Raw genomic sequence first — 12,205 nt, forward strand, 5'->3', positions numbered from 1 at the left:
CGAGCCGGTCGCTGCGACCGGCTCGGACCACCAACATAGTTCCGGGTTCAGGACAGGGTTCCCTTCGCGAACAGCGGTACGACGGAGGCGTCGGTGAGTGCGCTGGGCAGCAAAAACGACAGGTCCAAGGTGTAAGACAGGGCACTGACCTCGTCAGGCAGCGCGTCGGCTAGCGACGAGGGGACAATGCGCGGAAATCCGTCATCGACGGGTAGCGCGGCGATTTGCGTGACGACGAACCGGCGGTCGCGGTAGTGCTCGGCGTCAGTCTCGCTGTAGCCGGCCCGTGCCAGAGCGACGGCGAACGCTCGGTGATCGTCGGTCTTTGGCTGGATCCGCTCGACGAGGTCGGGGAGGGCTAGCCCGTCATGGTCGGTGACCAGGCGGACTACGACCAAATACAGGTCACCGTCCTCAGGCGGTTCAAGCTGTTCGATACCATGAATCCGGACCGCTGCCCCGGTCGCGCCGAGAACCTTAACCTCCAAGTCGCCGCCTGGGAGGCGGAAGTCGTGAGGTTCGCGGTCAGGTCCGCGCCACACCGACAGATCGTGCGCTTCGCCTGCCGTCAGGATCTGTTCCAGGATGATGAGTTCTCCGAACAGGCCTCGCAGTGCGTCGTCGCCGAGCAGACCTCCGCGACGTCTTAATAGTTCACGCCACTCGTCCAAAACTTGCTTGCAGACGGCGTCAGGCCGTTCTCCAGAGCTGGATGCAAGCTGAGTGAGCATGGCGGCGAGGATGTCATCAAACAGTTCGAATAGGTCGGCGCGGTGGCAGACGACATCGGCGTAAGTCCGGACGTATCCGTCGACGACCAATGCGCGTCGTTGGATCCTGACGTACGCAGCCTGCGAGTCCTCGGCAACGGATCTATCGACACCAGTAGGGACAAGCAGGTGGTGGTCTCCGCGCGCGTCGATACCTGCCAGTACCTCTGCGCCATCATCAACCGTGATGCCCATGCCGCTGGTAACCACACCGGCAGGGTCGCGGCGTGCGCTCAGCAGAGCCCAGCGTGCCCGCAACTGCGCTTGCCAGACCCGGTTGATAGTTGTCATGCCGTCTCCGGGTCTTGACTGCCTTCGAGAGCATCGTTTATCTCGTCATATTCGGATATATCGACGCCACTGGTGTCAACCTGCACATATTTGTTGCTCACCTTGTCCTCGGCGTTGCCAGGGAAGACCAATGCCATGCCGATCACGTGGTCGGTGGCATTGAACGGCACACGTGAATCGATGTTGGCCGGATCAGGCTGCGAGTCGCGGGCGATGGGATAAAGCAGGAGCAGCCCAGTCGTTGCATGTTCGATGCTGGCGTTGCGTAGGTCGACCAGTGCGCCCTCCGACTTTCCACGTGCCTCCGATGCGCTGATGTCCATGTCGATAACCCGATGCTCTTTGGACATCAGCGTCTTGATGTCGGCCTCATCGCCGCCTGTATCCTTGATCAGCGACCGGTTGATCGTGCCGAGCCGGATTCCACCACCGAAGTCGACGACGTGATCTACATCGCTGACTGGGGTGCCCATCAGCGCCACATTCCAGGTCAACAGCGAGGGGTGGGCGCGTCGGCTCTCCTTGCCGATGTATGCGGTCACCAGGCGCGGGTCCAGATCGGGCGAACCCTCATGAACGCGGTAGGTCTGGAGAAATGTGAGTACATGCGAGACGTCGACGTCCCGAAGGATCATGGTGCCGTCCCCACGGTTGTCAACCTTGACGCCGTCAGCGATGGCTTCAGTGACCAGCGCGGTCGCTGCCACACGGTTTGCGCCGAGCCAGGTGTCGTCATTCTCGCGGAAATATCTAGTCTGTACTCGTCGGCCTCCGTAGGAGGCGTAGGAGATGCGAGCAGCCCCCATCTTGGCGGTGATGTTGAGTACTGGATGAGTCCTGATCCGCACTCCTACTTCGCGCGGAGATAGGTTTTGCTCCTCGTATCGGGCAATGTCCAAGCGGATCTCGGCCTCGACAGTTGCCAGGTGCCGGAAGTCTGCCTTCAAGCCTTTGGTCATCCAGATACGCGGCAGGTCCTCGTAGCCATTCCGGTAGCCGAACCACCGGCCCATCTGCAGCAGGGTGTCGTAGGTATTGGCCGAGCGGACGAAGAAGCTGACAACTAGCCCCTCCAAGGTCAGACCTCGCGAGAGCGTGTTGCCGCCGACCGCGACGGCGACCACCGGACGTGCGCCGGAGTAGTCCAGCCTGTCGCGGCTGCGGAAGTTATCCACGATCACCTTTACGTCGCCGAAGACCTCGGAAAGGTGATTCACCAACTCGTCGAAGCGCACCGGGGTCAGGCCATCGAACCTCGACGCAGGTACCCGCTTGGTCTCCTTCTCCCACAACGTCTTCAGCTTGGTGAGCGTGTCGGGGTCCTGACGTTTAACCGCAGCGGCAAGATTGTTAAAGAAATTGCGCAACGGCTCCCGATAGGCGTCGTGGATGACAGTCTTCATTCCAGTGTGTACGAGCATCGTGGAATGGCTCTCGTCGCCGCGGTGCCGTCGAGCCGCGGTGGCGAGGATGAAATAGCGCAGTGACTCCGCAAGCTCTTCGGTAATGGTCGGGACAAAACCATTCTCCGACCCCCGACCTACCGGACGGATCTGCGCGACGGTGTTATCGGGCACGATACGCACCATGTCGTAGCCATCGAGCTGGGGGCCGGTGTACTCGCCTTCGATCGCGTCCCGTCCGAAGATCTTCTCGGCACCAAAATAACCGTCGGGTTCGGGCAGGTTGAGGATGAACGTCTCCGGATACAGCTCGTCGGGGATCGACGGGTCGATGAGAACGTTGGCAAACGGGGTGGCGGTGTAGCCGATGTAGGCGCAACGCGGGAACAGCTTGAGCAGCGATCGTATCTGAGGGTTGATCTTCGCAGTCGCGACGCTTGCCTGGTCGGCCTCGTCATCAATGATCAGTGCTGGAGCATTGGCGAGCGCGCCGTCCTTCGCCGCTTTAGTGAGCCAGTTCAGGAGTCGGGCGAGGACGTCCTTCTGCTTCTTCGCAACGATCAGGATCGTGCGATCGCCCCCTTGATGGGCGGCGAACGTTGCTGAAGGCTTATGGAAATCCTTGGTCGCATCCGTCAAGGGGAACCAAGCTCCGTCGCCAGCGGTCTCGACAAGTTGAGCCTGCAGCCGCTCCTGGGTCTGTCGACGCAGACCGTTGTGGATGCCCGACAGCACAATGACCAGCTTGTAGCCGGTGTCGGCGGCTTTGGCCGCGACTCCAGTAAAACTGGTGGTCTTACCCGATTGAACGTATCCGACGACGAGACCTTTCGTCAGATATCTTGGAGTATCAGGACTATGAGTATTGGCGACGATCTTCGACGTCGACTGGTCCAGTTTCTCCACAACATCGGCTGGCAACTGTGTCAACGAGTCGCGGAAGGCGGGCCAGCGCTTGTGGTGGTCCAGCGGACCGGGATACCAGGGCTTGAGGCCGGGTGCTGAGAGCATCTTCGGTGGATAGCCAATTTTCACGCCCTCCACGAGACGCTGGTATTCCGCAACCCACTCGTCGATCTGTCCGTTCGCGAATGGCCCTCCGCGAAAGTGCTCCAGGGCACCTTCAAGCCCGAAACGCTCAACCCAATCGATGAAGACCGCAGCGAACTTGTCCATGGCGAAAACCCTAACGGTATTAATCGTTGAAAAGACGGTCATTCCGCTACATCTGGTGTGCTCGTCGGCGCGGACTGGACGGTGTGTTAGGCGGCTGGCGCGGTTCCCTCGACCATCTCGGGCGTACCACCGGGGCCGATGGTGACAACGGCGGTCACGCAGCTCAACAGCACCACCAAAGGAAATTCGACAGCGAACATCCAGAACGACGGACTCTTATCCAGAGGCTGGAGGGCGCGTACCGTATCCGGGCGGACGATAGCGTGGCGGGCGGCCGGAGGCTCCTTGGTGGTATGCCACTGTCTCTCCAGGGTGGATGGCTAGTGTCGTCTTTTAGACGGATGACACGCCCCGGTGGGTTACCACAGCTACCGGTAGAGATCAGATCGTTAACATGACAACCTGCGCCCGCGTTTCCGCGTCTCACCGGTATCTCGTGCCAAGAAAAGCCATCTTCAGCGCTGGTGAGACGGGGTCCCTACATCCCTCAGGCGTGGATCAATCCCTTGACTCAGTACGTCGTGTCGTCAAACTGGTCTGTCAGCACCCCTGTGCACCTGGGCTTGATCCGCTTTGACGGACATCATCGATGGGAGAAACCGGTTGGGTGGGGGCCGACGCATGGGCCATATCGGCGGATGGGTTGGCGCCCACGATCGTGGGCGGGTCCAAGAACCCTGGTGGGGCCGACCTTGGACTTACTCGAGCGAAGCGATTATGGCTAGAGCCGGACGCAGACGGGGTCAGTCTGGCCGATGACGTTCTTGATACCAAGTTCGTACTCGACCCTGGCATCGGAACATGCGTCATGCGAGAAGTCCGTACCCTCCTCCTTGCGTAGAGTTTCACTCCACGTCACTTTCCCTGAAACAGCTCTTTTGAGAGCCTCAGCTTTCAGATCGAGTGCTGCCGCGAGGACATGGGCAGCAAGACGCGGTGGAATGGCATTGCCAATCTGCTGAGCGATGGCCCGGCCAGCCCACGGATAGTCGGGAGGGAAGGTCTGCAACTGTCCCGCCTCAGCATGGGTGAAGCGGGGCAGTTCGGCACCATCGTTCGCTACCACTCGATTCCGAGAAATCTTTCCGGTGACAGTGGCGGCCGGCTCGGAGGAGCTGCGTCGGCCGCGAGCTCTAGGATTGCCACCACTACCGTAGTTGGACACAACGATGAACGGTTCCTGCCGATCGAGCTCGTCACCCATCGTCACCCACGGTTCCGGCTTTTGACCCCCCTCTGTGCGAGGCACACCTTTGCGGTACGGGTGATGCGTTGCACTGGGCAGTGCAACCTCGTCGTTAAAATCCTGACCCTTAAGGCGAGCGATCAAGACCGCACGACGTCGGGTTTGCGGTACTCCGAACTCCTCCGCGCGTAGTACATCATGGGCCACTGAGTAGCCATTTTCACGAAGGATTTCACCTACCACTTTCCATACCGGCAGTACCGCTGGCACCTGCTCCAGCACGATCGCCTGGTAGGGGCGGCCTAGCTCTACTGCTTTGAGCGCCCACCGCAGAGGCTCCAGTACCAGACCTGTGCGTTCGTCCTTCAGCATTGCCAGATCCGAGGTGACATCCTCGCCATCGGCCATACGCCTAGCGAAGCTAAGCACATCATCCAGGGCACGGCGTCCGGCACCAGAACCTGCAACGGTGTATGTCTGGCACGGCGGTCCACCTGCGAGGACTGTGGCGGTCGGGAAATCCGACGGTCCGAACTTACGCACGTCCTCTTGGTGCGTGCGCAGCTGGGCCGCACGGCGAGTCTCACATGCGTCCCGATCCCATTCGATGCCGACCACGGGTATACCCAACTGGCATGCGGCCACATCCAATCCGCCCGGCCCGGCGAAAAGATCCACAATTTCGGCGGTGTGCACGCGGTCTCCTGGCTGTCAGAATGGGGGTCCGTGATGGCAGAGCTGGTGTGCGCTCATCGCCGATCTACTCCTGAAGCTCGCCATGACCAGGAAAGCGTACTCCCTGTTTACGGTGGCTAGCCACCGTGGCACGGTGGCTCTATGCCCAACAAGCACAAGAACGCTTCCGTGGTCTGCCGCCCGGACCCAGAACTCTATGAGCGAGCCAAGGAGGCTGTCGCCGAGGTGGGCTCCAACATGAACGCGCATTTCATCGAGTTCCTGTGCTGGCTCGTCGGAGATACTGACGAGCTTCCCGCTCGTCCGGCTCGAAGGGGCACGGAATTATCTTCAGTGGGAAGACACGTCCAGCCGCACCGTGATCGCGATGGTGCACCAGGACTGCGGCCTCATGAGAGGGAGACGCCTGGGAGGTTGCCCTCGGTCGGACCATCTGCATCGTGAGCTTGATCGAGCTCCGTCGCGGTCGGGCTTCCCAACAGATCGACCGACGGCACGGTGACGCGTCTCCTGATCGCTCTGGATAACGATCAGCCGACCTGCCGTCAGCTGCCGACCCTCCCAACACACTGAACGACCAGGCGTAGAGGCAGGCCATCGATCCCGTTTGACGACCAAGGGCATCACTACCACTAAATGACGTTTTCCCAATTTGTCGGATAAGGCGGCTACCCTCTTCCTGATCAACAGGAGGCTACTTATGGGCAGCGCTGGAAGAACTTTGAAGGTCCTGGAGATCTGCGCCGGCGCCGGCGGTCAGGCGCTAGGCCTGGAGCGTGCCGGGTTCGAACATGAGCTGCTGGTCGAGCTAGACGCGAACGCCGTCGGCACACTCAGACATAACCGCCCACACTGGGAAGTCATAGAGGGCGATGTCGCCGATCCCGCAGTATGGGATCCCAGTGACCATAAAGGGGAGATCGCCCTTTTGGCAGGGGGGGTACCCTGTCCCCCTTTCACGATCGCGGGCAAGCAGTTGGGGGCCGGGGACGAACGTGATCTCTTCGCCTGGGCGGTCGAGCAGGTCAAAATCGTGCAGCCTCGCGCCCTGTTACTGGAGAACGTCCGAGGGCTGAGCATGCCCAGGTTCGCAGGTTACCGGCAGCATGTGCTGGATCGGCTCCGCGAGTTCGGGTACGCCGCCGAATGGCGAGTCTTAAACGCTTCCGACTACGGCGTCCCGCAACTCCGACCCAGATTCGTGCTCATCGCGATGGCATCGGATGATTTCGCATATTTCCACTGGCCTGAGACCATCGGTCGTCCCCCTACAGTCGGGGAAGTGTTGTTCCCGCTAATGTCCGCTAACGGCTGGCATGGAGCAGATGCATGGGCAGCGAAGACCAATCGCATCGCACCGACCATCGTCGGGGGTTCGAAGAAACACGGCGGCGCCGACCTGGGACCCAGCCGAGCAAAGAAGGCATGGGGGGAGATGGGTGTAGACGGTTGGGCTTTGGCTAATGCCGCTCCTGTCGGTGGTGATGTGTTCGACATCGGGCCCAGGCTGACCTGTGAGATGGTAGCCCGACTGCAGGGGTGGGACGATGAAGAATTTTTTTGGGAATTCACTGGCAAGAAAACCACGAGGTACCGTCAGATCGGCAACGCATTCCCTCCCCCGGTCGCTAAAGTGCTCGGCATCGCCATCGCCGCTGCCCTCAATCGTACGACTGAGCCTCGTGAGCGCGATCCGGACACGATGCACGACGCGATTTATCGGATCCTTCGTGACCGAGATGACTTTATGACCATCACTCAGATCAATAAGGCGGTCGATTCCCCCTTAGAGGCCCATGAACTAGAGCGCCGGATCAGCGTGCTTGGCCGGGACTTCCATATCGAAGTCCATCAAGATGGAAAAAAGCCACTGGCGTACAAACTCGGCGGCTTCAAAGCCTTTCTCGGCCAGGAGGACCACATTCGCCATGAGAAATTCAAAAAAGAAATAGGTCGCATCAGCTAGCTTCCCTTGGATGGCAGCCCAGAAGTTTGGGCTCAGCGAGTAGTCAGCGTCCACGGGAGTGATGTACGGATTTGAAGCCGTACATCACTCCCGTGGACGCAATCGTGAACTCCTTCTAGATCGACCGAAGATGCCCTAGCTCCACGCGGAGAACACAGTGAACGTCAGAGGGTCTCTGTAAGGTATGTCCCATCCGGGGAACGATGAGTAGATGTGAGCTGCGACCCAGGCGCTGGACAAGGGTGCAAGCTTGGGCCAAGGGGGTCACGCGATCTTCGTCTCCGTGGATCAGGAGGAGCGGGCGCCGAATCCCGGGTTCGCTTACTTCACTGGAATGCTCGCTGTGAAGCAGCTCCGCGTGATGGGCCTGGAACTTTGGTGCGGCTGCGCTCCAGGCCTCAAGGTCGACCACGGCGGACCTGGCGACTCCCGCCGCAAACGCATCAGTCGTCGCCAGAGCACGCAGAACGGTGTAGCCGCCAGCGCTGGCACCCCAGATGGTCATTCGCCGGGGATCTACACGAGAGGTAGCCGCTAGGTGGAGGGTAGCGTCAGCGCAGTCGGTGGCGTCGACCGTTCCCCATCTCCCCCGAAGCTGAAGCCGATACGCGCGGCCGTACCCAGTGCTACCTCGGTAGTCGATGTCGGCAACGGCGAAGCCTCGGCTCGTGAAGTACTGCGCATGAAGATCCAGCCGCAGCGGCCAGTTCGCCGTAGGTCCCGGATGAGCCCGCACCAGCAACGGTGGCGGCTGGTCGCTCTCCTCCAGCGGAGGGTAGTACAAGCCATACGCCTCGGCTCCGTCACGGGTGCTGAAAACAAACGGTTCGGGCCGGACGAGCGATGCCGGAACCAGAACGAGGCCGGCCGAGGCGAGTTCTCGAACGGAACCATCCGGATCGGCCAGCACCACCGTGGGCAATAGGGCCGAGCTGGAGCCGATGAAGGCGATGCTCCAGCCTGCCATGGCCAGGTATGGCTTGATCGAGGTGTACGGCAGAACCAGACGTTCGAGGGCACCATCAGGATTCCTCACCGCCAGATGATGCCGAGGACCCTGCTGGATGACGGCCACGACCTGGGCACCCTGGAACGCGTAGGTCCGATAGCCGAACTCCCAGGGAGCCGCCGCGACCTCGAACTCCCCTGTGATCACCGGGTCGAGGCGGTCATCACGCCAGGCATACAGGTTCCACCAGCCGGAACGGTCCGAGACGAGGTGCAGCACACCTTCCGGGCTCCACCGCGGCTGGCACACCGACTCCTCCTCACCCCCCGCGACAAGCCGAGGATCAGTGAGCGATCCGTCAGGCTGGATGTCTGCCACCCACAGACAAGAGCCGTCCCACGGCATGAGCGGCGCGTTCCATGACACCCAGGCCAGCCGCCTCCCATCGGGGCTGGGCTCAGGCGACATGTAGAAGTCGTCACCGGACGCGATCACCCTCGGCTCGGCCGACCTGTCGCCCGGCAGGATGACGAGCTCATTGTGGACGGATCCATCGTCTTCGTGTCGCTCCCGAACGCAGATCAGCCAGCTGCTGCCCGGCAGGAGGCGCAGATCGGCATAGCGCAGGGCGCCCGGTAAGACGGGAACAGGCGTCACCGGTACGGGATCCCGGCCCTCGCTCACGTGGTAGATCCGCTGGTCATAGGCGTTGCAGAACCAGAGGTCTCGCTCAGTGGCCAGATAGGCACCTCCGCCGTACTCATGCACGTACGAGGCGACATGGAAGCCCTCCGGCAGCACGTCCTGAGAGCCATCCGAGGCGGTCCAGCGCACGAGCACGTCCCCGCTCGGCCGCCCCTCGATCCAGTAGACGATCTCGCCGACCGTCTGGACGGCGTCGTGGGACACGGTGGCGCGGGCGACGAGTTCAGCCGGGATAGGGCTCACTCTTGCCATGTTCGGACGAAATCATCCAACTCGCGAACCGCCACGTCCTGGCGCTGCTCCGTCATCCGATCGCGAAGCCGCCGCACCCGGGACATGCCCGAGGTGGATCCTCGCCGGGCGAACACGGTGATCGCCTCTCGTGCCAGCCGTACGGCTTCGACCGTCTCCCCTTCCCCGAGGCGTGCCTGTGCCAGGTCCACGCTGATCTCCGCTCGTCGGCGGACGCACGTGGCGGGGGCACCGCTGAGAGCGTGCTCGAAGGAGCGGGCCGCCTGGGCGTACTGGCCGAGCTCCAGCAGACAGTTGCCCTCGTAACCCAGAAGCCGCTCGTGGTTGAAGTCGTACATCCACTCGTCACGCTCACCGCCGGCCTGCTCCAGGGCTCCGTGCGCCTGGCCGAGCTCGGCGAGTGCGGTACGGCTGTCGCCCGCATGAGCGCGGGCGGCGGCGTTCACGGCATGGAGCCAGGATTTCGTCACGCGGGTGACGGAACGATCGGCCGTGTCCAGGGCGGTCGAAGCATGGCGGACGGCTTCGTCGGCTCGCCCGGCCGCGTCGGCGGTGACCGCCCGGTAGGCGCTGATGTAGGACCGCAGCCCTCTGTCGCCGGCTTCTCCGAGAGCGTTCAGCGCGGTGTCGTACCGGTGTCCCATTTTGAAGTGGTCGCCGAGGTCGAACCAGATCCATGCCGAGAACCCGGCGGCTTCCCCGGCTGCGGAGGCGATGCGTCGTCGTAGCCGATCCGGTGCGGGCGTCTCCAGAAGGGAGAGCAGGAGGCCGAGGTGACCATCGACCGGAACGAGCATCTGGGTCGATGTCAGCTCGTGGTAGAGGCGGCGCTGATGCATGGTGATCATTTCGATGTCGTCCACCACCGCGAAGGTCAGCACGGAAGCGCGTTTACCGCAGGCGCTGAGCCGTCCCCAGTCGACATCGGAATCCGGCGTCTCCGGGCTGGACCTGCGCGCGGCCTCGCCGCTGTGGCGGAGGTGCGTCTGCTCGCGGATGACGCCGGGGAACATGCCCTTCAGCACTCCGCCCGCGCCGAGCGCGGTGTCACACGCGACGATCACCGACTCCGAGGGTGCGACCGTTCCCCGTTCGACCGCGCCGAGGTGTTGCCAGGAGTATCCGGTCAGCTCACCGAGCTCCATCAACGTCAGCGAGCGTCCCTTGCGCAGCTCACGCAGCCTGGCACCCAGGGCGGCGAGCAGTGACATGCCGGGATCGAGGTCCTTGGCCGGTCGCCCGGGACCTCGCTTTCTCTCCGTGGCCATGCGCGCACCTCGCGTTGTTTTTGCTGTTCGTTGCGAGCAAATCAGGCCATGCGGTCTGCTGTCAGCACCTTGAGAAAGCCCACCCGCCAGAGATGGGCGTCATGAGTGGGCACGGCGACTGCCGACTATCTGTCGCCGCGTCTGGAAGCACGGGACGACTCGTACGACACCGCATGAGGAAGCACACCCGATCTCCCCTGGAGAAGCCATGTCAGGCGAACCACCCCTGGTCACGACGGATCCCTGCCAGGCGGCTGAACTGCTGCAACGTGCTCTGCAGGAGGAGGGAATCGCCTCCGACGTGCACGACGGTTACGGGCTGGCGTTGGTGTCGGTCTGGGTGGGACTGGTGGTCTGGTGCAACGGCGAGCGGTTCTGGTGGCGCATCGGGTGGGACGTCCGCCGCCATCGGTTTATCTATGCCTCGCAGTCGGTAACGGACCCTCAACGTGCGGCACGACGGATCGCGTTGCGGTACGCCGATCTCCGCACAGCGCATCCGCTGCCCGAGCTGATGGCGGGGGCGCGTGGTGATCCTGTCTGACGAGTGCGTGAGTCCGCACGTGGCGATGGCCCAGCGAGATCACGTACGGCTGGAGTGGCTGCGCCCGTACCAAGCGCTGGAGCGGGCACGGCCAGTGGCCTGGACATGCTTCTGCCGTGCCACCGTCTACGAACTGCTGGAAGGCGCGGGACGGGCATTCCTCCGGCGAACTGTCCAGCTCGACGGCAAGCATGAGATACACGAGACCTCTGTCCGGCCGATCAACGAAGCCCGGACGATCTGGACGGCGCTGCTGACCGGAAGAACCCGGTAGACCGCCGTGGGATCTGGAAGAAAGGCGTCTTCGAACACGCCTCCGGCAACGTCTGTCGCCTGCCGCAGAGGATCTGGCTGAGCCAACCGGGAACGCTGTAGAAGACGATTAAGAGGAGTGACAACGATGGCGGCGCGACTGCTGTCCCTGCTCGTCGGCGCGTTCACTGATCGATTCCGGCCGATGACCACCAACACCACCGGCCCGGCTCATCCCGGCACGATGTGGCCACCGCACCTGGGACAGACACCCATGATCTCCCAGCGCTTCACCGCCACGCCCAGCCAGGTCAGGCCCGCACGCACCTTCGTCGCCGAACTCCTCGGCGACGACCACCCCTGCCGCGACGACGCCATGCTCCTCACCAGCGAACTCGCCACCAACGCCGTCGAACACCCCACCGGACCTACCGACAGACCCCAGGAATTCCTCATCACGGTCACCTTCGTCCTCAACGGCGTACTCATCACCGTCCAAGACCCCGGCTCCTCGGACATCCCCTGCCCCAAGACCACGGGACCGTACGCCACCGGAGGCCGCGGACTCGCCCTCGTCAACACCCTCGCCACCCGCTGGGGCTTCCACCGCGACTCCATCGGCACCGTCATCTGGTTCGAACTCACCTCACCCAACTGAACCCGGGCAAGCCAGGTAGACCGGCATGGCAGCGCGAGACCGGTGTACGCGCTCTGGGAGAAGCTCGGTGACGCGCCCCGAGACGTGCT

At 62.5% G+C, this 12,205-nt stretch carries 9 protein-coding genes; 4 read left to right on the forward strand and 5 right to left on the reverse strand.

The features are described 5' to 3' along the window. Nucleotides 1-47 precede the first annotated feature (47 nt). The 3 genes from DKM19_RS42980 to DKM19_RS42995 all read right to left on the reverse strand — a co-directional run bounded on the left by DKM19_RS42980 (nt 48) and on the right by DKM19_RS42995 (nt 5,522). Nucleotides 48-1,061: a PD-(D/E)XK motif protein gene (locus tag DKM19_RS42980; protein WP_110704224.1), complete on the reverse strand. Its 1,014-nt coding sequence runs from the start codon at nt 1,059-1,061 to the stop codon at nt 48-50. After that, nucleotides 1,058-3,640: a Z1 domain-containing protein gene (locus DKM19_RS42985; RefSeq protein WP_162642195.1), complete on the reverse strand. Its 2,583-nt coding sequence runs from the start codon at nt 3,638-3,640 to the stop codon at nt 1,058-1,060. Before DKM19_RS42985 ends, DKM19_RS42980 begins: the two co-directional genes overlap by 4 nt. Before the next feature lie 721 nt (nt 3,641-4,361). After that, nucleotides 4,362-5,522, reverse strand: coding sequence for a DNA cytosine methyltransferase (locus DKM19_RS42995; RefSeq protein WP_110704227.1), 1,161 nt, complete (start codon nt 5,520-5,522; stop codon nt 4,362-4,364). Between the two features lie 700 nt (nt 5,523-6,222). Between DKM19_RS42995 and DKM19_RS43000 the strand changes: the two genes are divergently transcribed. Continuing rightward, nucleotides 6,223-7,488, forward strand: coding sequence for a DNA cytosine methyltransferase (locus DKM19_RS43000; protein WP_110704229.1), 1,266 nt, complete (start codon nt 6,223-6,225; stop codon nt 7,486-7,488). Between the two features lie 115 nt (nt 7,489-7,603). On the opposite strand, the gene DKM19_RS43005 is transcribed toward DKM19_RS43000, so the two are convergent. After that, nucleotides 7,604-9,394 carry a prolyl oligopeptidase family serine peptidase gene (locus tag DKM19_RS43005; RefSeq protein ID WP_110704231.1) on the reverse strand — a complete coding sequence of 597 codons (1,791 nt, stop codon included), beginning with the start codon at nt 9,392-9,394 and terminating at the stop codon, nt 7,604-7,606. Next, nucleotides 9,382-10,662, reverse strand: a complete 1,281-nt coding sequence (locus DKM19_RS43010) for a helix-turn-helix domain-containing protein (protein ID WP_110704233.1) — start codon at nt 10,660-10,662, stop codon at nt 9,382-9,384. Before DKM19_RS43010 ends, DKM19_RS43005 begins: the two co-directional genes overlap by 13 nt. A gap of 208 nt (nt 10,663-10,870) precedes the next feature. On the opposite strand from DKM19_RS43010, the gene DKM19_RS43015 reads away from it, so the two are divergent. The 3 genes from DKM19_RS43015 to DKM19_RS43025 all read left to right on the forward strand — a co-directional run bounded on the left by DKM19_RS43015 (nt 10,871) and on the right by DKM19_RS43025 (nt 12,116). After that, entirely contained in the window at nt 10,871-11,206 is a 336-nt protein-coding gene (locus DKM19_RS43015) for a hypothetical protein (RefSeq protein WP_110704235.1), read from the forward strand. Next, nucleotides 11,190-11,480: a hypothetical protein gene (locus DKM19_RS50270; protein WP_162642197.1), complete on the forward strand. Its 291-nt coding sequence runs from the start codon at nt 11,190-11,192 to the stop codon at nt 11,478-11,480. Before DKM19_RS43015 ends, DKM19_RS50270 begins: the two co-directional genes overlap by 17 nt. 126 nt (nt 11,481-11,606) lie before the next feature. Then, nucleotides 11,607-12,116, forward strand: a complete 510-nt coding sequence (locus DKM19_RS43025; protein ID WP_110704239.1) for an ATP-binding protein — start codon at nt 11,607-11,609, stop codon at nt 12,114-12,116. Nucleotides 12,117-12,205 lie beyond the last annotated feature (89 nt).

The sequence above is a fragment of the Streptosporangium sp. 'caverna' genome, from assembly GCF_003203775.1.
Classification (GTDB): Bacteria; Actinomycetota; Actinomycetes; order Streptosporangiales; family Streptosporangiaceae; genus Streptosporangium; species Streptosporangium subroseum.

Bases quoted from the DNA above. Each gene is read 5' to 3' on its own strand.
- DKM19_RS42980 (WP_110704224.1), bottom strand. From the start codon at position 1,061: ATGACAACTATCAACCGGGTCTGGCAAGCGCAGTTGCGGGCACGCTGG.
- DKM19_RS42985 (WP_162642195.1), bottom strand. From the start codon at position 3,640: ATGGACAAGTTCGCTGCGGTCTTCATCGATTGGGTTGAGCGTTTCGGG.
- DKM19_RS43000 (WP_110704229.1), top strand. From the start codon at position 6,223: ATGGGCAGCGCTGGAAGAACTTTGAAGGTCCTGGAGATCTGCGCCGGC.
- DKM19_RS43005 (WP_110704231.1), bottom strand. From the start codon at position 9,394: ATGGCAAGAGTGAGCCCTATCCCGGCTGAACTCGTCGCCCGCGCCACC.
- DKM19_RS43010 (WP_110704233.1), bottom strand. From the start codon at position 10,662: ATGGCCACGGAGAGAAAGCGAGGTCCCGGGCGACCGGCCAAGGACCTC.
- DKM19_RS43015 (WP_110704235.1), top strand. From the start codon at position 10,871: ATGTCAGGCGAACCACCCCTGGTCACGACGGATCCCTGCCAGGCGGCT.
- DKM19_RS43025 (WP_110704239.1), top strand. From the start codon at position 11,607: ATGGCGGCGCGACTGCTGTCCCTGCTCGTCGGCGCGTTCACTGATCGA.